The organism is Actinomycetospora sp. C-140 (assembly GCF_054796175.1).
Map to the genome: position 1 here is coordinate 59,329 of NZ_JBTWNF010000017.1, position 18,749 is coordinate 78,077.

The window sequence follows — 18,749 nt, forward strand, 5'->3', positions numbered from 1 at the left end:
GCGGCGTGGGTGGTGTGGGTGGCGCTCGCGGTGATCACGGGCGCGTCATCCCCCCTCGAGCTCCCGTGACGGGTGCACCAGGTGCTCGTGATCTCCGCAGGGGTGGGCACGCGCTGCGCGATCAGCACGTTCCGCAGCTGGCCCTGCCTCTCGATCACGCATAACGAGCCGGTCGCCGCGAGCGCACATGGCCGGCGCCCCGCGGGCGGGGGACCGAGGGACGCCCTGACTGCGTGACGTGCAGCGAGGGACGCCCTCGCTTCCCCCCGGGCGCCGTGCGCGAGAGGTGCCCGCGCCCTGCGTTCCCGGGGAGCGAGGGGCACCTTCGCTGCTCCCGACGCAGCGAGGGATGCCCTCGCTCCTCCTCCGGCGCCGGGCAGGATCCGCTGCCGTGGATGTTCTCGCGACGCTCGCCGACGGCGCGCTCACCGTCCGGCGCGCCACGGAGCAGGACCTGCCCGCGCTGGTCGGGCTGGTCGCCGCCGACCCCGTCAGCGCCGGCCGGGGCGACGCCGTCGGCGACCTCGCGCCGTACGACGCGGCCTTCGCCGAGATCGACGCCGACCCCGCCCACCTGCTGGTCTGCCTCGACGACGCCGACGGGACGACGGTCGGGACGCTGCAGCTCACCGTGCTTCCGAGCCTCGGACGGCGGGGGACGCGGCGGGCCCAGCTCGAGTCGGTGCACGTGGACGAGCGCCGGCGCGGGCGCGGTCTCGGGGCCGCGCTGGTGACGTGGGCGGTCGCGGAGGCGCAGCGGCGCGGCTGCGGGCTCGTGCAGCTGACGAGCGACGCGTCCCGGTCCGGGGCGCACCGGTTCTACGAACGGCTGGGCTTCACCGCGAGCCACGTCGGGTTCAAGAAGGACCTGACGTCCCGTCGATGAGCTCGTCGAGCGTGACGTAGAGCCCGGGCTCACCGGTGCGCCGGCTGCGCTCGACCGCCGCCCGGGCGCGCGCCGCGATGCGGGAGATCTCGTCCGCGGCCACCACGCGGGTCTGCAGCACGGTGCCGTCCCCGTCGGTCAGCGTGACGGCGACGAGGCCGGTGTCGGGCTGCTCGGAGAACTCCAGCGGCACGGGCTCGAGACTAGGACGCCGGCCCGCCGGTCGCAGGCACCTTCGCGAGCAGGCCCTCGAAGGCCATGCGGTCGACCTCGGCCACCAGGGCGTCGACGGCGATGCGGCCGGGCCGGTACCAGTCGACCAGCGAGTTCACGAGCCCCGAGAGCAGGCGCGCGTCGACGGCGGGGTCGGGCCCGGCGCGCAGCTCGCCTGCGGCCGTGGCCTCGCGCACCAGGGCGGCGATCGCCGCGTCGAACTCCCGCCGCCGGCCCAGGGCCCAGCGCTCGGTCTCGGTGTTGCCGCGCAGGCGCAGGAGCAGCGTGACGTGCGGGAGCTCCGCGGCGAGCACCTCGACCTGGCGGCGCACGATGTGGCGCAGGCGGGCCAGCGGGCTGCCCGCGACGGCAGCCGGCTCCTCGAGGATCCCGAACAGGCCGTCGAGCGCCCGCTCCAGGGCGGCGCGCAGCAGCGCCTCCTTGCCCCGGACGTGGTGGTAGAAGGACGACTTCGTGATCCCCGCGGCGGCGGAGAGGTCCTCCATGCTCGTCGCGTCGTAGCCGCGCTCGTTGAACACTCGCGCCGCGACCTCGACGAGGCTCGACGGGTCGTAGGCCGGCCGGGCGCGACGCTCCCGCGTGGTCCCCGTCGGGGGCTCACCCTCACGGGCGGGGGGACGCGCACCGGTCACGGACGGCAATCTACGGGTCGACCCCGCGTCAGCGGGTGCGACGGGGCCGGTCCGGTCGGCCGCGGTGTCGCCGCCGGAGGTGCTGGCGCGGGTGCGCGGGAGGCCGCATCCTCGTCCTGGCCGGTGGGGCGCGTCACTGCTACCGTCGGCGACCGACCGAACGATCGTTCGACTGCGGAGAGCCCGCAGTGTGTCCCCGAGGTGGGTCGATGACGACGCTGGACACCCTCCACGACCTGGCGCCGGCGGCGGACGCGGGCAACGCCACGCGCACCGTCGGGGCGCCGATGCGCCGTGCGCTCGCGACCGCGCGCGACCGCACGGCGGTGGTCTGCGGGGAGCACACCGTGACCTACGCCGAGCTGGGCGACCGGGTCGCCCGCCTCGGCACGGTCCTCACGCGCCTCGGCCTCGCGCCGGGCGACCGCGTCGGGGTGCTCGGGGCCAACTGCCACCGCTACCTCGAGCTCTACCTCGGCCTGCCGAGCCACGGCCTGGTGATCGTCCCGCTCAACGTCCGGCACACCGCCGCCGAGCGGACCTACGCGCTGCGCGACGCTGGGGCGACGGTGCTCTTCGCCGACCGGCCCCTCGACGGCCTCGACCCGGACCTGCGCGTCGTCGACACGACCACCGAGTACGAGACGCTGCTCGCGGACGCGGAGCCCGTCGCCCCGCTGCGCGAGCCCGCCGAGCGCGACCTCGCCGGCATCTTCTACACCGGCGGCACCACCGGGGCGGCCAAGGGCGTCATGCTCACCCACGGCAACCTCGTGGCCAACGCCTTCCACTTCATGGCCTGCTGGCCGTTCACGCCCGAGACCCGGTGGCTGGTCGTCGCCCCGATGTTCCACGCCGCGGGCACGATCGGGGCGCTGGCGACGATCTGGGCCGGCGGGACCCAGGTGATGTGCCCGGCGTTCACCGCCGACGGCGTGCTCGACCTCGTCGAGCGCCAGGGCGTCACCGCGACGCTCGTCGTCCCGACGATGATGGACGCGCTCGCCGCCGAGCAGACCGCCCGCCCGCGGGACGTCTCGTCGCTGCGCTGGCTCTCGCACGGCTCGTCGCCGGCGGCGGTCGAGCTGCTGCGCCGCACCCACGCGACGTTCCCCGACGCCGAGATGCTGCACATCTACGGGCTGACCGAGACCTCGCCGATCGTCACGCTCCTGCCCGGCGAGCAGCACCTGCTCGACGCCCCGCAGGCGCGCTCGTGCGGGCGGGCCGCGGTCGGCGTCGAGGTGATCGTCGTCGACCCCACCGACCGCACGCCGCTGCCGCCGGGCCTGGTCGGCGAGGTGCTCATCCGCGGCGCGAACGTGACCGCGGGCTACTGGAACAAGCCCGACGAGACCGCGGCCGTGCTGCGCGACGGCTGGTTCGCCTCGGGCGATCTGGGTCTGCTCGACGACGGCGGGCACCTGTTCCTCGTCGACCGCGCCAAGGACATGATCGTCTCGGGCGGCGAGAACGTGTACAGCGCGGAGGTCGAGAACGCGCTGTTCTCGCACGCCTCGGTGGTCGAGGTGGCGGTGTTCGGGGTGCCGCACGAGCGCTACGGCGAGGCCGTGCACGCGGTGGTCGTGCTGCGCTCGCTGCCCGCGGACCCCGATGCCTTCGCCGCGGAGCTCGTCGCCCACTGCCGCGAGACGATCGCCGGCTACAAGGTGCCGCGCAGCATCGAGACCCGCGTCGAACCGCTGCCGAAGTCGGGCGCCGGGAAGATCCTCAAGCGGGAGCTGCGCGCCGTGTTCTGGAGCGAGCGCGAGTCCCAGCTGACGTGATGTGTCGCAGCGAACGTGCTGTTCGCTGCTTCTATGCGCCTGAAGTCCCCGTTCGCACCCAGGAGGAACGCATGTTCAAGGTCGTGGGCGCGATCAAGCGCCGCGAGGGGATGTCGTTCGACGAGTTCCGTCGCTGGTGGTTCGAGGTGCACGTGCCGCGGGTCAAGAAGTGGCCGGGGCTCACGCGGTACCACATCAACATCGCCGTCTCCGAGGACGAGGAGTTCGACGGCGTCGCCGAGATCTGGTTCGAGTCCGAAGAGACGGCGCGGAACGTCTTCAGCACGCCCGAGGGGCGCGCGGCCCGGGACGCGCTCGCCGACGACGTCGCCCGTGCCGTGGTGTTCGTCGCCGAGGAGCACGTGATCGTCGGCGACTGAGTCAGGTCGACTGGTCGCGGTACATCTCGAGCAGCCGGCCGAGGTGCTCGCCGTTCTCCGGCATCGCGACGGGGTCGAGCTCGATCGCCTTCAGCGCCTTCTCGGTGCCGGACACCTCGAGATCGGCGACGGCGATCAGGTGGTCGAGGCTGAGCAGCTCGTAGAACACGCTCTTGCGGTAGGGCCCGGACAGGGACCGGGAGAACTTCTCGCGGGCCTCGCGCAGGGCCTCGGCCCGCTCGAGCATCTCCACGCGGTAGTCCTCGAGCAGCTGGCGCATCGTCTCGACCGGGAGCAGGTTGCCGAGGAAGAGCCGCATCATCATGTGGTGCTTCATGTCGGTGCGGCGGATGGGCCCCGCCAACCAGCTCGTCAGCGCGGTCCGTCCTGTCGGGCCGAGTGAGTAGACCCGCTTGTTGGGCTTCCCGTCCTGGACGACGTGCTCCTCGTCGACCAGCCCGCGGGACTTGAGTTCGCGCAGCTTCGGATAGACCTGCGTCCGCGGTGTCTCCCACCACGGCGCGAGGGCGCGCGCGTAGTGGCGCCCGATCTCGTACCCGGTCATCGACCGCACGCTGAGCAGGCCCAGGAGCGCGACCTCCAGATCCGAGAGCTGCTCGGCCGGTGCCTCCTCGACGTGCCCCTCGGTCACGACCGCATCTTCCCTTCCCGCCCGCGGCGCCGCCGGGCCACCGCTGTCGACCGTTGACATAGTACGGGATCGCTATAGTGTGATTCCGCACTATCCAATGAGGGGTGGTCGTGATGGCGACGTTGGTCGAGGAGCTGGATCGCCACGGCGAGGAATCCCCGAGCACGGTCGCCTGCGCCGTCGGCGACACCCGCGCGACCTACGGCGAGCTGGCCGAGCGGGTCCGGGCGTTCGCCGGGGCGGTCAGCGACCTCGGACTCCGGCCCGGCGACCGCGTCAGCCTGTTCCTGCCGAACTCGGTCGACTACGTCGTCTGCTTCTACGGCGCGATGCGCGCCGGGCTCGTCGCCAACCTCGTCAACGGTGCGCTGACCCCGCGCGAGGTCGAGTACATGATCACCGACAGCGCGGCGTCGCTGCTCGTGACGACCCCGGAGCTGTTGGCGCGGCTCGACGGGGAGCTCGGTCGCCCGCCCGGGCTCCAGGTCGTCACCACGAGCCCCGTCGACGGGTGCGTGGCGCTCTCCGAGCTCCTCGCCCGCCCGGGCCGCGAGGTCCCGCTCCCGTCGCCCTCGGACCCCGCGTGCCTGCCGTACAGCTCCGGGACCACCGGGCGTCCGAAAGGGATCGTGCACACCCACGCGTCGCTCTCGATGCAGGCGGTGCTCTCCGCGAACCGGCTGCAGCTGCGCCCGTCCGACGTCCTGGTGCAGGCGATGCCGCTGGTCCACCTGTACGGCGGCAACATCATCATGGGCGGCCTCGTCGTCGCGGGCGCCACCATGATCGTCCAGCCCACGTTCGACCCGGCCGGGTTCGCGCGCCTGCTCGCCGACGAGCGGGCCACCGCCTGCGCGGGCGTCCCGACCACGTACGCGCTGCTGGGGCGCCTCCCGGACGCCGACACGGACGGCCTCGACGTCAGCGCGCTCGAGGTCGCCGTCTGCGCCGGCGCGCCGCTCGCCAGCACGATCCGGCACCGGTTCGGCGAGCGCTTCGGCGCCCCGGTGCTCGACTGCTACGGCATCACCGAGGCGGCCGGGAACCTGACCGGCTCGCTGCGCTACGGCGAGACCCCGACCCTGTCGTGCGGTCTGCCGTACCCGATGACCGAGATCCGGGTGGTGTACGCCGACGACGGCGACGTCCCGGTCGGCGAGGTCGGCGAGCTGATCGCCCGGGGCCCGCAGATCATGGCCGGCTACTGGGAGCGCCCCGAGGCGACCGCGACGACGCTGCGCGGCGGCTGGCTGCACACCGGCGACCTCGCCCGTCGCGACGAGGCCGGCTTCCTCTACATCGTCGACCGCAAGAACGACATGATCATCACCGGCGGGTACAACGTCTACCCGGCCGAGATCGAAGAGGTGCTCGCCGCCCACCCCGACGTCGCGCTGTGCGCCGCGTTCGGGGTGGAGGACCCGATCAAGGGCGAGAAGCCGTGGGCCGCGGTGGTCCCGGCCGGCGGCGACCTCGACGTCGACGCCCTCGACGCCTGGTGCCGTGAGCGCCTCAGCGGCTACAAGGTGCCGCGCCGCTACGTCCTCGTCGACGACATCCCGCGCAGCTCCGTCGGCAAGCTGCTGCGCCGCGAGCTGCGCGCGCAGTTCTCCCCCGCGGCCGGGCCGCCGGCCTCCGTGTGACCAGCAACGACCGAGAGGGGCGGCCCGATCATGAGTCGCGAGTACGGACTGAGGATCGCCGGTGCCGAACGCGCCGCGGCGAGCGGGGACACGTTCGCCGTCCACAACCCCGCGACCGGTGAGCTGCTGGGCCGGGTCGCGTCCGCGGGGGAGCCGGACGTCGCCGACGCGTGCGCGGCGGCGGCCGCCGCGTTCCCCGCGTGGGCCCGGGCGAGCGAGTCACGCCGGGCCGGGGTCCTGCGGGACTGGGCGACCGCGATCCGCGAGCACGCCGACGAGCTCGCCGAGCTCGAGACCCGCGACGTCGGCAAACCGATCGGCATCAGCCGCAAGGTCGACCTGCGGACGGCGCCGGACGCGATCGAGTACTTCGCCGGCATGGCCGGGAAGGTCACCGGCCAGACCGTGAAGATCCCGGGGTCGTTCCTGAACTACACGGTGCGGGAGCCGCGCGGCGTCGTCGCCGGGATCATCCCGTGGAACTATCCGCTGCTGCAGGCCATCTGGAAGATCGCGCCGGCGATCATGGCCGGGAACACGATCGTCCTCAAGCCCGCCGAGCAGGCCCTCCTCGCCCCGTTGCTCGCGGTGCGGCTGCTCGACGAGGTGGCTCCGCCCGGCGTCGTCAACGCCGTCCCGGGGGTGGGCGAGGTGGCCGGCGCGGCCCTCTGCCGCGATCCCCGCGTGCGCGCGATCGCCTTCACCGGGTCGACCGAGACCGGCGCGGCGATCCAGGCCGCGGCGTCCGCGCGGGCCGTGCCCGTGACGCTCGAGCTCGGCGGCAAGTCCCCCAACCTCGTCTTCGACGACGTCGACATCCCCGGCGCGGTCGCGACCAGCCACACGGCGTTCGTCGTCAACCAGGGCGAGAACTGCCACGCGGGCACGCGCCTGCTCGTCCAGGACACGATCTACGACGAGTTCCTCGACGCGCTGCGTCGGCACACGGCGGAGACGACCGTCCTCGGCGACCCGATGGACGACGCGACGACGATGGGCCCGCTGATCGACGGCGACCAGCTCAAGCGCGTGCAGGGGTTCGTCGACGGGGCGGTGGCGTCCGGCGCGGAGATCCTCACCGGTGGGGCGACCCGGCGCGTCGACGGGCTGGACAGCGAGCTCTTCTTCGAGCCGACGATCGTCACCGGCGTCGACAACGCCAGCGAGATCGCGCAGAACGAGGTGTTCGGCCCCGTCGTCGTCGCGATGCCCTTCACCGACGAGGACCACGCCGTCGCGCTCGCCAACGACACCCGCTACGGCCTCGCCGCCGGGGTGCAGACGCGGGACGTCGGGCGCGCCCTCCGCGTGGCGGGCCGGCTCGAGGCCGGGAACGTGTACGTGAACTCGTTCGGGATTCTCCATTCGTCGTCGCCGTACGGCGGCTACAAGCTCAGCGGCCACGGGCGCGAGATGGGCTTCAGCATCATGGACTTCTTCACCCAGGAGAAGTCCGTCTTCGTCAGTACCCGATAGGAGGCGGCCGTGACGACAGCGACCACAGCGATGTCGGCGAGCTGGAAGGAGATGATGGCGGTCTTCCTCGCGCGCCAGATCCGCGACACCGACCGCATCTGCTCCGGAGCCCACACCGAGATCTCGTTCGCCGCGACGATGCTGGCGCAGAAGATGCACGCGCCCAACCTCAAGCTGCAGCTCGGCGGGGGTGCGTTCCTCTGCAACGTCGCCGACAGGGAAGTCTCCGAACTGCCCCGTACGTCCGTCGACTTCCACATCATGAACTGGGCGGAGGCGTATTTCGAGCACCACGACACGTTCAATCACTACGGCCCGCCCGGCGGTCGTGACGACTACTACGAGAACACCGAGCGGTATCTCGACACCAACAAGTACTTCTTCGCCGACAAGTTCTTCGTCGGCGGCATCCAGGTCGACAAGCACGGCAACGTCAACCTCATCGGCATCGGTTCGCCGGACAGCGGCTGGCGGTTCCGTGGCCCCGGCAGCGTCGGCATCAACGACGTCACCACGGTGCGGGACGCCTTCGTGTTCATGACCGCACACGACCGCCAGCGCTGCGTCGAGCAGGTCGACCACGTCTCGATGCCCGGGCCGCGGACCTACCGGGAGAAGGACCTGGCGGGCAACGGTCCGCAGTTCATCGTGACCCCGCGCGCGGTCTTCGACTTCTCCGGTCCCGACAGCACGGCCGCACTCGTCGGCCTCTTCCCCGGCACCACCGAGGACGAGGTCGCGGAGAACACCGGCTGGGAGATCGTCCGCTCGCCGCACTTCGCCCACCACGAACCGCCGAGCAGCCGTGAGCTCGACGTCCTCCGTCACGAGATCGACCGCAAGGGGGTGCTGCAGCGATGAGCAGAGGTGCCCAGACACTGCGGACAGGGCCCGTCGAGATGCCGGACGGGCCGCCACGACGACGTGAGGTGGTGCGCAGCGCCGAGGAGGTCGCGGGCGAGGTCCGCGACGGCGACACCGTGGCGATCGGCGGCTTCGTCACCGCGAACCACCCGATGCCGCTCGTGCGCGAGCTGATCCGCCAGGGGAAGCGGGACCTGACGATCGTCGGGTCCGCGACCGGCGGCCTGGAGATCGACCTGCTGCTCGGCGCGGGCGTCGTCGGGCGGCTCATTGCGCCGTACTGCGGCGCCGAGCTCTACTCGGCGGTCGGCAGCTGCTTCCGGCAGGCGATCGAGTCCGGCGCGGTCACGATGAAGGAGAGTTCCGAGTACATCCTCTACGCCGGGCTGCAGGCCCGCGCCATGGGACAGGAGTTCTTCGCCTGGCGCGGCGGGATCGGCAGCAGCGTCGTCGATCTCAACGACGAGCTGGTGGTCTTCGAGAGCCCGTTGGGCGACGGCAAGGAGTACGTCGCCGTGCCCGCGCTGCCCGTCGACTGGGCGTTCCTGCACGTCGGGGAGGCCGACAAGTACGGCAACGGCCGCCACCCGGGGGCCCGCTTCGGCGACCGGATCATGGCCCGGGCCGCCGACCGCGTCGCCCTGACGGTCGAGCAGCTGGTCGACAACGACGACATCCGCCGCGACCCGCTCATGACCTCGGTGCCCTACGCCGATGCCGTGGTCGTCGCCCCGTACGGCGCGCACCCGTACGCCTCCCACGGCTACTACGCCGAGGACGCGACCCACATCGAGGACTACGTGCGTGCGACCGCCGGGGTGCGCAAGGGCGACCGCAGCGGGCTCGACGCCTACCTCGAGAAGTGGATCACCGGTCCGGCCGGCCACGACGCCTACGTCGACGTCGTCGGCCGCGACACGCTGCGCGCCCTCGAGGCGGAGTACGCCGGGCTGACCGGCACGCGGCGCCGTGCCTGACAGCGTCCTGGCGCCCGGTGCGTGGCGACGGGACGGGGCCGACCTGGTCCTGCTCGCCACGCGCTGCCGGCGCTGCGGGGAGCGGACGTTCCCGCCGGTGCGGGCCTGCCCCCGGTGCTGGGGAACCGACCTCGCCGAGGTGCCGCTGCCCCGCCGCGGCACGGTCCACGCCCTCACCGTCACCCACGTCGCCGCGGACGGCATCGCGGCGCCGTACGCGGTCGCCTATGTCGACCTGCCCGACGGGTCGCGGCTCTGCGGGCGGCTGGAGCGCTGGGACGGCGTGCGGCCGGGGGACGCCGTCGAGGCCGTCGGCGGGGTGCTGCGCGACGGGCCGGCCGGGACGGTGACCGGCTGGCTGTTCCGGCCCGTCGGGGCCGACCCGTGATCCCGGCACAGGTCCTGGGCGTCGGGATGACGCCGTTCGCCCGCCGCGCGGAGGGCACCGTCGAGGACCTCGCCGCCGCGGCCGGGCTCGACGCGCTGGTGTCGTCCGGCGTGACCGCCGCGGACGTCGACGCCGTGTACTGCGGCAACGTCTACGGCGGGATGCTGCCCGCGCAGCGGATCGCGGCGCGGCTGGGGCTCACGGGACGGCCCGGCTACAACCTCGAGGCCGCCTGCTCGAGCTCGGCCGTGGCGTTCCACCTGGCGGTGCACGCCGTGCGGACCGGGCTCTACGACACCGTTCTCGTCCTGGGGGTCGAGAAACTGTCGACGTTCGGCGGCGGGACCCTGCGTCTCAACCCCGACGACCTCGACGTCGCCCAGGGCGTGACCATGCCCGCGGTCTACGCGATGCGCGCCCGGAGCTACCTCGACGCGACCGGCGCGACCGTCGAGGACCTGGCCGAGGTCGCGGTGAAGAACCGCGGCAACGGCGCCCGGAACCCCCGCGCGCAGTTCCGCGCCGCACCCACGCTCCCGGAGGTCCTGGAGTCCCGTCCCGTCGCCGACCCGCTGACGCTGTTGCAGTGCACGGGATCCGGGGACGGCGCGGCGGCCGCGGTGGTCTCGCGGCACGTCGGGGACCGGCGGCCGGTCACCGTCACCGCCAGCCGCTTCAGCTCGGGCACCACCGGCGCGCACGACCTCGCCCGTGAGCCCTTGACGTCCCGCGTGGTCGCCGACGCGTACACCGACGCCGGCATCACCGCCGACGACGTCGACGTGATCGAGCTGCACGACGCCTTCAGCATCGCCGAGCTCCTCTACTACGAGGCGCTCGGGCTCTGCGGCTTCGGCGAGGCCCCGGACCTCCTGCGCTCCGGGCGGACCCGGCGCGACGGGCGGTGCGCGGTGAACCGCGGCGGCGGGCTCCTCGCCCGCGGCCACCCGATCGGCGCGACCGGCCTGGCGCAGGTCGTCGAGGTCGTCGAGTGGCTCCGCGACCCGCCCGAGCACGACGGCGGGCGGGCCGACACCGGGCTGACCCACTGCACCGGCGGCGGCATCACCGGCTACGACCACGCGGCCTGCAGCATCCACGTCCTGGCCGGTGGTTGACGTGCTCCCGGTCCGCGCTGTGGAGGTCCGGGTGCTCGGGGACGTGCACCGGGTGAGCCACGTCGACGACGTCGTGGCGCGGCTCCGGCAGCGGGAGGAGGACCGGTTCCGCCGGGGCGCGGCCCGGGCCGGGATCGCGACGCCGCCGGCGTGGCGGGACCTGCCGGGCCTCCCGACGCCCATGACTCCTGGTGATCGCGAGCGACGGCTCCGTGCGTGGCGTACGGCCCGGGAGGAGCACGCGGACGCCGATCGCGCCCGCGTGCTCGGCGCGTTGCTGTCGGGCATGCGCGTCGACGTCGCGGGCCCCGAGCAGGCCCTGCGCCTCGAGATCACGTTCCACGACTGCGCGGCGGTCGAGCGCCTCGGGTCCGAAGCGCTCGACCGGCTCGTCGACCCCGTCCTCGGGTGCGGTCTGAACCCGTGGACGGACGACGCATCCCGGCGGCGGCGTCGCGCGACCTGGCGTGTCCACGACGGGGCGGTGACGGCGGTGCTCGCGGGCGGGCGGGGCGTCCCGTCGTCCGCCGACGGGTTCTGCGTCGTGGCCCGTGGCGAGCAATCCTCGGTGCGGGTGACGTGGGTCGTCGGCGAGGGCGACGCCGTCACGACCGGCGAGCTCGACGTCGCGGTGACGCTGTCGGACGCGCGGGAGCTCGCCGCGCCCCTCACCTCCCGATGAAGGTCGGCTTTTCCTTCGCGAGGAAGGCCTCGACGGCGTTGCGGTGGTCCTGGGTCTTCGCCAGGCGGGACTGCGCGGCGCCCTCGTGCTCGAGCACGCTCGGCAGCGACGACACCGTGCCCAGCGCGATCGCGGTCTTGATCTCGGCGTAGGCCGCGGTCGGCCCCGACGCGAGGCGGCGGGCCAGGGCGAGCGCCTTGTCGTCGAGCTCCTCGCCGCCCACGACCTCGCGGACGACACCCCAGTCGCGCGCCTGCTCGGCGGTGAAGGTGTCGCCGAGCATCAGCAGGTCGGTGGCCCGGGAGGCGCCGACGGCGTGGGCGAGGGTGGCGGAGAGACCCGAGTCGCCGCCGAAGCCGATGCCGGCGAAGGCCGTCGCGAACCGGACACCGGCGGCGGCCAGGCGGAGGTCGCAGGCGAGCGCGAAGCCCAGGCCGGCGCCGACGCACGTGCCGCGGACCGCCGCGATCGCGGGCTTGGGCATCGTCGCGAGCGCCGAGGTGATGCGGTTGTAGTGCTCGGGCACGGTCCGCATGGCGTCCGGGTCGCCGGAGCGCAGCGTCTCGGCGTGCTCGCCGAGGTCCTGCCCGACGCAGAACGCCGAGCCGGCGGCGGCGAGGACGACGGCGCGGACGCTCTCGTCGCGGGCGACGTCCTCGAGCGCGTCGCGCAGCGCGACCTTCAGCTCGGTGGTCAGCGCGTTGCGACGGTCCGGGCGGTTCATCCGCACGACCGCCACGGCCGCCTGGTCGTCACGGGTCACCACGACGGCGTCGCTCGTCATCGAACGCACTCCTCTCCTGCGCCGGCCGGTCCGGGCGCGGGGATCATGCTGCCTTCCCCGGGGTCCGCGCGACCAGGGTGACCACCGGTGGCCGGTAGGGCGCCATCACGAGGGTCACGGCGTCGACGGCCGCCCGGCGCAGCGCGGCCCGCTCGTCCGCGCCGAGCCCCGCCAGCCACGACGCGACGTGGGCCTGGCCGAGCCGGTAGTCGACGAGGTCCTCGGCGCGCTCGACGCCGACGTCGGCGGCGTGCTCGGTGACGTCGACGACGGCGAGCCCGGCCGCGCGGGCGGCCGCGGCCATCGCGGGGACCTCGCCGAGCTGCGGGGACTGCACCGTCGTGAGGTGCGCGTACCAGCCCGGCGGCGAGAAGCCCGCGTCGGCGACGACGACGTCGATCCGGTCGCGGACGGCACGGTGTGCGGTCGTCGCGGCGGCGACGGTCGCGAGCACCGCCCCACCGGGCCGCACGACGCGGGCGATCTCGGCGAGCGCGGCGGTCGGGTCGTCGACGTGGTTGAGCACGAAGGCGGCGACGGCGTCGTCGACCGCCCCGTCCCGCAGCGGCAGGGCCTCCAGCGCGCCGGCGACCCCCGGCGGGCGCGCCGCGGCGTCCCAGGCGAGCATCGCGGGCGAGCGGTCCACGGCCACCGGGTGGGCGCCGGCCGCGCGCAGCGCCGACGACGCCAGCCCCGTGCCGGCGCCGACGTCGAGCACCCGGCGACCGGCCAGCGCGTGTGGCGCGGAGGCCACGAGCTGCGCCGCCAGCGGCCCGTAGACCCGCGCGGCGCCCGTCGCCCAGCCCCGCGCGGCGTCGGCGTAGCGGTCCTCGTCGTCCATGATCGACGGAAGAATACGGACGCTCTGAGCGTCGATCAGGGGAGCACGCCGATAGGGGCACTTCGCTGACAACAGCACGCCGACCCCGGACCTCACGGTTCCCTCAGAGACGCCACAGAGCTGCGTCACGGCGGGTGGCCAGTCTCGTGGTGCGAGGCGGCCGCCCCCGATCGGTCGCCCGGATGGTGCTGAGGAGATCGTTCGATGACCCACCGCGGTGTGCCGGTTCTCGCCGGATCGGTCCTGGCCGGGCTGCTCGTCCTCGGCGGCTGCGCGGGCGCGCCCGGGGAATCCCCCCAGCCCGCCGCCGCCCCGGCCGCGTCGGCGCCGACCGGGGGGAGCCAGACGCCGTGCACGACCCGGCTGCGTCCCGGCGGCGGTGGCGGCTCGACGATGGCGCTGACCCCCGAGGTGCGCGCCGAGATCGAACGCTTGCGCCAGCAGCCGCCCGGCCAGGCCGCCGCCTCGCCGGACCCGGCCCTCGCGTCGCGTCTCGCCGAGGTCAGCCGGCGCGTCGAGAGCGCCGGCCGCCCCTGCTCCGACCGCTGAGCCCCGGCGCGCCCTGGCACGATCCGCGACCATGAACGAGCCGTCCGCGGAGCTCCTGGTCGTCGACGACGACGCCGACGTGCGCGCGTCGCTCGAGCGCGGCCTGCGGCTCTCCGGGTTCGCGGTCCGCTCCGCCGAGGACGGGCCCGGCGCGCTGCGGGCCGTCCACGAGCGGGTGCCGGACGCGGTCGTCCTCGACCTCGGGCTGCCGGGCATGGACGGGGTGGCGGTCGTGACCGCGCTGCGGGCGATGGACCACGACGTGCCGGTCTGCGTGCTCTCCGCGCGCGACACCGTCGACGACCGTGTCGTCGGGCTCGAGGCCGGCGCGGACGACTACATGGTCAAGCCGTTCGCGCTGCCCGAGCTCGTGGCCCGCCTGCGGGCACTGCTGCGCCGCGGCACGCGGCCGGCGCCGTCCGCGGAGCCCGCGCTCGGCGAGGTGATCACGGTCGGGCCGCTGCGCATCGACCTCGCCCGGCGCCTCACCACGGTCGGTGAGCGCCCCGTCGACCTCACCAAGCGCGAGTACGAGCTGCTCGTGGTGCTCGCCCGCAACGCCGAGGTCGTGCTCACCCGCGAGCGCCTGCTCGAGCTGGTCTGGGGCTACGACTTCGCGACCGACACCAACGTCGTCGACGTCTTCGCCGGCTACCTGCGCCGCAAGCTGGAGGCGGACGGCACGCCGCGGCTGGTGCACACGGTGCGCGGGGTCGGGTTCGTGCTGAGGGAGGGCGGGTGACGCCCCGCCGCTCGCTGTCCCTGCGGCTCCGCGTCGCCCTCGCGTCGGGCCTCGCGACGATCGTCGTCGTCGCCCTCGTCGGGATCCTCGCGTCGGTGCTGCTGACCCGCGAGCAGACCGAACGGCTCGACCGCAGCCTGGTGCCCGGCTCGCCGGCGGTGCTGGGCTCGTTCGCCTCCACGCGCGCCGACCTCGCGGTGACGCTGCGGGCGCCCGACGGCACGGTCCGGCGGGTCAGCGGGCCCGAGCTGCCGCTCTCGCCGGTCGGCGTCCCGACCTCGGTGGAGGTCGGCGGCGTCGCGTACCGGATCCGGACGGCGCCGGGTCCGTCACCCGGCGTGCTGGTCACGGTCGGGGCGACCGAGGACGACACCCGCGCGCGGGTCGCCGAGCGGCAGCGTCTGGTGACGGGGCTCGGGATCGTCGCCGTGCTGCTGGCGGCCGGTCTGGGCTGGGTGTTCGCGGGCCGGGCGGTGCGCCCGATGCGCCGGCTCACGGCGCAGGCCGCCACCCTCGACCGGGACCCCGTGGACGACCCGCCGGTGGTGCGGGCCGACGGCTCGCGGGAGTCCGAGGAGCTCGCCGACGCCCTCACCGCCATGCTCGCCCGCCTGCACGCCGAGCAGGAGCGCAGCACGGCGTCGCTGCACGCCGCCCGCGACTTCGCCGCCGCCGCGCGCCACGAGCTGCGGACGCCGCTGACCGCGATGCGCACCGACCTCGAGGTCCTGGCCGCCCACCCGGACCTGCCCGAGCGCGACGCGGTGCTGGCGGACGTGCTGCGCGCCCAGGGGCGGGTGGAGGCCACGCTCACGGCCCTCGGGCACCTGGCCGCCGGGGACCTCCCGGACACCGCCGACGCCGGGGACGTCGGCGTCGCCGACCTGCTGCGGCTGGCCGCCGAGGACGCGCGGCGGGCCCACCCGGCGCTCGAGGTCGTCATGAACGAGCACGACGAGCACACCGGGGACGCCGCGGAGTCGGTGCGGGGCTCGGCGGAGGGGCTGCGGATGGCGCTGGCCAACGCCGTGGTCAACGCGGTGCGCCACGGGCGGGCGACCACGGTCCGGCTGGGTGCGCACGCCGGGGCCGACGGCGGCGTGGTGCTGACCGTCGACGACGACGGGACCGGGCTGCCCGCGGCCGAGCGGGAGGCCGTGCTCGGACGCTTCGTGCGCGGCAGCACCGCGGGCGCACCGGGCTCGGGGCTCGGGCTCGCGCTGGTGGCCCAGCAGGCCGCGCGGCACGGTGGCCGGGTGCGTCTCGAGGACGCGCCGGGCGGGGGCCTGCGCGTCAGCCTGGCCCTCGGTCCGGATCGAGCTGGGTGACCAGGCGCAGGTCCCACGCCTCCGGCCACGGCGTGGACCGCCGGACACGCTCGTAGATCCACGCCGTGAACCCCTCGGCGACGAGGGCACGCGCGATCTCGACCAGCGGCGCGAGGTCGTCGGACTCGTGCTGCTCGTGGTCGTTGCGGGCGGGGGCGTGCAGGGGCCCGCGGAACCGCCGGGCGTCGAGGCGGTAGCGGCGCGGGCCGCCGGGTCGTCGTCCAGGAATGGCGCCGATGTCGCTCATGGCGTCGAGTGTAGCGACGTCGGCGACAGGAACGACAGTCACGTCATCGGAGAACCTGGCGCCACGGACGTCGGGATCGTCGTTCGGACGACAGCGGCGACATAGGGTGGTCGGCATGCCGCCGTCCGATCTGGTCTCGACGCCCGAGGCCGCCAAGGCGCTGGGCGTCAGCTCGCGCACGCTCCAGCGCTACGTCAAAGGGGGCCTCGTGACGCCGGAGATCACGCTGCCCTCCGGGCAGTACCGCTGGAACGTGGCCAAGCTGCGCCGTCAGATCGGCATCGCCGAGGACGGCTGAGCCTCCCGGCGGGCGGTGCCCGGGTCGATGTCCGAGCGGATGACGAGGGACAGCCCCGCCACCACGAGGTACATCAGGCAGTACGCGATCGCGACACCGCCGCCGCCGGTGAGCGGGTAGAGCGCGGTGACCGTGAGCGGCCCGAGCAGCGCGGCGCCGCCGGCGCCGGTGTTGAGCACGGCCAGCGCCGCGCCCTTGTCCTTGGGCGCGACCATCGACGGCATCAGCGCGGACAGCGGCACGAAACCGGCCAGCACGACGCCGTAGACGGCGCCGAGGATCGCCGTGAGCAGGAAGCTCTGCGACGCGATCGCCCCGAAGTACCAGAGCGGCGTGGCGACGGCGCAGCCCAGGCAGCCGAAGACGGTGACGGTGCGCCGCCAGCCGAAGTGGTCACCGAAGACCCCGAAGAACAGGTTCGCGCCGATGTTCGCGGCGTAGGCGACCGTGGACAGCACGGCCACCTGCGCCGTGGTGAGGAAGCCGCCGCCGGGCGTCTCGGGCCCGAACACGAACGGGAACATCGCGAAGAAGCCGTACTGCGGGGCGGTGTTGACCAGGCGGACGAAGAACCCGGCGATCGTGCGGCGGTCGCGCCAGAGGATGTCGACGCCCTCGAGCAGCCGGCGGGCGCTGCGGGGGCGGGTGACGGTCGCGTCCGCGATCGGGCGCAGCCCGTGCGGCTCGGTGACGGCGAACGAACCGATCGCGGCGCCGATCGCGACCAGCACCAGCGAGATCACGAGCGTGCCGTACTCGCTGATGCCGAGCGGGCCGACGCAGATCGCGGCGAGCGCCGCACCGAGGGTCGGCAGGCCACCGGTGAAGGCGAACCAGAACCACCCGGCGGCCGAGCCGCGCTGGTGCGGCGGCGCCACGACCTGGACCCAGACGAGGAACGCGAAGGCGAACAGCGGGTACGCCAGACCGCGCACGGCGTAGGTGACGATGATCAGCGGGGCGATCCCCGACGGCACCGCGACGAACAGGAAGAGCAGCTCGAGCACGATCCAGATCGCGGCCCCGAGCCACATGACGCGGCGCGGCCCCCAGATCGCCGAGAGCGTGCCGGAGAACCAGGACGCGATCAGCGCGGCGACGCCGTAGAGCGTGACCGTCGCGAACGACGCCTGGCTGCCCGACAGCCCGCCGCCGTCCGGTTCGGCGAGGAACGCGGACAGGAAGCTCGTCTCCACGCCGTCGCCGATCATGAAGATCAGGACGCCGACGAACCCCCAGCGCAGCGGGTACGGGATGCCCCAGCGGTCGATCCGGTGGGCCGACCCGGCCGGACCGGCGGTGCTCTCGCTCATGTCGCCCTCCACGGGGTGTGCGGTGACCCACACTTACCAACCTTGGTGTTAAGATAACAACCCAACGACGGAAATCAGCGCGGTGCGACCGTCACCGTGACGTGCTCGCGGAGCTCGAGCAGGAGATCCGCGCCGACGCCGTCGTCGATCACGAGGGCGTCGTAGCCGTCCAGCGGACGCACCTGGTGCAGGGCGCGGCGGGGGGCCTTGCCGGAGTCCATCAGCAGCACCGTGCGCGCCGCGGCGTCGAGCATGGCCCGCTTGACCAGCACGACGTCCTGCTCCTGGTGGTAGGTCATCGCCCCCGTCATCGCCGAGGTCGACACGAAGGCGGTGTCGACCGACATCGCGCCGATGGCCTCGGTGCAGGAGATGCCGCCGAAGGAGTCGTGGGCCCGCGAGTAGTCGCCGCCGAGGGCGATCAGACGGACCTCGGGGATCTCCTTGAGCAGCTCCAGGGCCGGCAGGTAGTTCGTCACGACCGTCAGGGGACCCACCTCGTGCAGGAGCTCCACCAGCGCCAACGCCGTCGTCGAGTCGTCGATCATGATCGACGAACCCGGCTCGACCATCGGCAGCGCGGCGCGGGCGACCGCCTCCTTCTCGGCACGGCGCAACGTCCGCCGGTACTCGGAGTGCGACTCGAACACCGAGGTCGGCTGCGCCGAGACCCCGCCGCGGTACTTGCGCACCAGGCCGCGCCGGACCAGCTCGTCCACGTCCCGGTGCACCGTCATCAGGCTGACCCCGGTCAGCTCCACCAGCTCCGCCGCGCTGGCCGAACCGGCCGCGAGGACGTGGTCGACGATGCGTTGCTGACGTGCGGTGCGGGCGTGCACCGCCCGGGCCGGCGGTCGGGCGCTCACCGGCCCAGCATCGCCGACGGCGGCCGTCCCGGGTGCGCCGGACCGGTCGCGCGACCCTTCCG

Annotated in this window: 22 protein-coding genes; 14 read left to right on the forward strand and 8 right to left on the reverse strand. The window is 74.0% G+C overall.

The window, feature by feature from the left end:
* Window positions 1-391 precede the first annotated feature (391 nt).
* Entirely contained in the window at window positions 392-886 is a 495-nt protein-coding gene (locus tag ACR9E3_RS24740) for a GNAT family N-acetyltransferase (protein WP_460383313.1), read from the forward strand.
* Here ACR9E3_RS24740 and ACR9E3_RS24745 read toward each other — a convergent pair.
* Both ACR9E3_RS24745 and ACR9E3_RS24750 read right to left on the reverse strand, forming a co-directional pair.
* The gene (locus ACR9E3_RS24745) at window positions 858-1,079 is read right to left on the reverse strand and encodes a hypothetical protein (RefSeq protein ID WP_460383315.1); all 222 of its coding nucleotides are present in this window, start codon (window positions 1,077-1,079) and stop codon (window positions 858-860) included. The two genes, ACR9E3_RS24740 and ACR9E3_RS24745, sit on opposite strands and share 29 nt — an antisense overlap.
* A gap of 10 nt (window positions 1,080-1,089) precedes the next feature.
* A complete protein-coding gene (locus ACR9E3_RS24750) occupies window positions 1,090-1,752 on the reverse strand; it encodes a TetR/AcrR family transcriptional regulator (RefSeq protein WP_460383316.1) in 663 nt (220 codons plus the stop codon).
* A 209-nt stretch (window positions 1,753-1,961) separates the two neighbouring features.
* On the opposite strand from ACR9E3_RS24750, the gene ACR9E3_RS24755 reads away from it, so the two are divergent.
* Both ACR9E3_RS24755 and ACR9E3_RS24760 read left to right on the forward strand, forming a co-directional pair.
* Window positions 1,962-3,539: a class I adenylate-forming enzyme family protein gene (locus ACR9E3_RS24755; RefSeq protein WP_460383317.1), complete on the forward strand. Its 1,578-nt coding sequence runs from the start codon at window positions 1,962-1,964 to the stop codon at window positions 3,537-3,539.
* Window positions 3,540-3,610: 71 nt separating this feature from the next.
* Complete coding sequence (locus ACR9E3_RS24760; RefSeq protein ID WP_460383318.1) at window positions 3,611-3,919, forward strand: EthD family reductase; 309 nt, start codon at window positions 3,611-3,613, stop codon at window positions 3,917-3,919.
* Window position 3,920: 1 nt separating this feature from the next.
* Here the strand turns inward: ACR9E3_RS24760 and ACR9E3_RS24765 are convergent, their stop codons facing one another.
* Window positions 3,921-4,571: a PadR family transcriptional regulator gene (locus ACR9E3_RS24765; RefSeq protein ID WP_460383320.1), complete on the reverse strand. Its 651-nt coding sequence runs from the start codon at window positions 4,569-4,571 to the stop codon at window positions 3,921-3,923.
* A 113-nt stretch (window positions 4,572-4,684) separates the two neighbouring features.
* On the opposite strand from ACR9E3_RS24765, the gene ACR9E3_RS24770 reads away from it, so the two are divergent.
* The 7 genes from ACR9E3_RS24770 to ACR9E3_RS24800 all read left to right on the forward strand — a co-directional run bounded on the left by ACR9E3_RS24770 (window position 4,685) and on the right by ACR9E3_RS24800 (window position 11,719).
* Complete coding sequence (locus ACR9E3_RS24770; RefSeq protein ID WP_460383321.1) at window positions 4,685-6,214, forward strand: class I adenylate-forming enzyme family protein; 1,530 nt, start codon at window positions 4,685-4,687, stop codon at window positions 6,212-6,214.
* A gap of 30 nt (window positions 6,215-6,244) precedes the next feature.
* Window positions 6,245-7,690 carry an aldehyde dehydrogenase family protein gene (locus tag ACR9E3_RS24775; protein ID WP_460383323.1) on the forward strand — a complete coding sequence of 482 codons (1,446 nt, stop codon included), beginning with the start codon at window positions 6,245-6,247 and terminating at the stop codon, window positions 7,688-7,690.
* A gap of 9 nt (window positions 7,691-7,699) precedes the next feature.
* On the forward strand, window positions 7,700-8,551 hold the full coding sequence (locus tag ACR9E3_RS24780; protein WP_460383324.1) for a hypothetical protein: 852 nt from the start codon (window positions 7,700-7,702) through the stop codon (window positions 8,549-8,551).
* A gap of 71 nt (window positions 8,552-8,622) precedes the next feature.
* Window positions 8,623-9,531 (forward strand): CoA transferase subunit A, encoded by a 909-nt coding sequence (locus ACR9E3_RS24785; RefSeq protein ID WP_460383325.1) that lies wholly within the window; start codon window positions 8,623-8,625, stop codon window positions 9,529-9,531.
* Window positions 9,524-9,919, forward strand: a complete 396-nt coding sequence (locus ACR9E3_RS24790; RefSeq protein ID WP_460383326.1) for a Zn-ribbon domain-containing OB-fold protein — start codon at window positions 9,524-9,526, stop codon at window positions 9,917-9,919. Before ACR9E3_RS24785 ends, ACR9E3_RS24790 begins: the two co-directional genes overlap by 8 nt.
* Window positions 9,916-11,037, forward strand: a complete 1,122-nt coding sequence (locus ACR9E3_RS24795) for a thiolase family protein (protein WP_460383328.1) — start codon at window positions 9,916-9,918, stop codon at window positions 11,035-11,037. The genes ACR9E3_RS24790 and ACR9E3_RS24795 overlap by 4 nt, the downstream gene beginning before the upstream one ends.
* 52 nt (window positions 11,038-11,089) lie before the next feature.
* Complete coding sequence (locus tag ACR9E3_RS24800; RefSeq protein ID WP_460383329.1) at window positions 11,090-11,719, forward strand: hypothetical protein; 630 nt, start codon at window positions 11,090-11,092, stop codon at window positions 11,717-11,719.
* Here ACR9E3_RS24800 and ACR9E3_RS24805 read toward each other — a convergent pair.
* Window positions 11,706-12,503: an enoyl-CoA hydratase/isomerase family protein gene (locus ACR9E3_RS24805; RefSeq protein ID WP_460383330.1), complete on the reverse strand. Its 798-nt coding sequence runs from the start codon at window positions 12,501-12,503 to the stop codon at window positions 11,706-11,708. The two genes, ACR9E3_RS24800 and ACR9E3_RS24805, sit on opposite strands and share 14 nt — an antisense overlap.
* A 43-nt stretch (window positions 12,504-12,546) precedes the next feature.
* Entirely contained in the window at window positions 12,547-13,344 is a 798-nt protein-coding gene (locus tag ACR9E3_RS24810) for a class I SAM-dependent methyltransferase (RefSeq protein WP_460383331.1), read from the reverse strand.
* Window positions 13,345-13,548: 204 nt separating this feature from the next.
* Here ACR9E3_RS24810 and ACR9E3_RS24815 point away from each other — a divergent pair, with 204 nt between their 5' ends.
* Genes ACR9E3_RS24815 through ACR9E3_RS24825 form a run of 3 tightly spaced genes read left to right on the forward strand, consistent with a single transcriptional unit; the run spans window position 13,549 to window position 15,963 of the window.
* Window positions 13,549-13,893 (forward strand): hypothetical protein, encoded by a 345-nt coding sequence (locus tag ACR9E3_RS24815; RefSeq protein ID WP_460383333.1) that lies wholly within the window; start codon window positions 13,549-13,551, stop codon window positions 13,891-13,893.
* Between the two features lie 31 nt (window positions 13,894-13,924).
* Window positions 13,925-14,635, forward strand: a complete 711-nt coding sequence (locus ACR9E3_RS24820) for a response regulator transcription factor (RefSeq protein WP_460383335.1) — start codon at window positions 13,925-13,927, stop codon at window positions 14,633-14,635.
* Window positions 14,632-15,963, forward strand: coding sequence for a sensor histidine kinase (locus ACR9E3_RS24825; RefSeq protein WP_460383336.1), 1,332 nt, complete (start codon window positions 14,632-14,634; stop codon window positions 15,961-15,963). Before ACR9E3_RS24820 ends, ACR9E3_RS24825 begins: the two co-directional genes overlap by 4 nt.
* Here ACR9E3_RS24825 and ACR9E3_RS24830 read toward each other — a convergent pair.
* Entirely contained in the window at window positions 15,929-16,210 is a 282-nt protein-coding gene (locus ACR9E3_RS24830) for a hypothetical protein (RefSeq protein WP_460383338.1), read from the reverse strand. The genes ACR9E3_RS24825 and ACR9E3_RS24830 overlap by 35 nt on opposite strands.
* 115 nt (window positions 16,211-16,325) lie before the next feature.
* Between ACR9E3_RS24830 and ACR9E3_RS24835 the strand changes: the two genes are divergently transcribed.
* Entirely contained in the window at window positions 16,326-16,508 is a 183-nt protein-coding gene (locus ACR9E3_RS24835) for a MerR family DNA-binding transcriptional regulator (RefSeq protein ID WP_460383339.1), read from the forward strand.
* Here ACR9E3_RS24835 and ACR9E3_RS24840 read toward each other — a convergent pair.
* Both ACR9E3_RS24840 and ACR9E3_RS24845 read right to left on the reverse strand, forming a co-directional pair.
* Window positions 16,481-17,821 carry an MFS transporter gene (locus ACR9E3_RS24840; protein ID WP_460383341.1) on the reverse strand — a complete coding sequence of 447 codons (1,341 nt, stop codon included), beginning with the start codon at window positions 17,819-17,821 and terminating at the stop codon, window positions 16,481-16,483. The genes ACR9E3_RS24835 and ACR9E3_RS24840 overlap by 28 nt on opposite strands.
* Window positions 17,822-17,895: 74 nt before the next feature.
* Entirely contained in the window at window positions 17,896-18,687 is a 792-nt protein-coding gene (locus tag ACR9E3_RS24845; RefSeq protein WP_460383342.1) for a DeoR/GlpR family DNA-binding transcription regulator, read from the reverse strand.
* Between the last annotated feature and the right edge of the window lie 62 nt (window positions 18,688-18,749).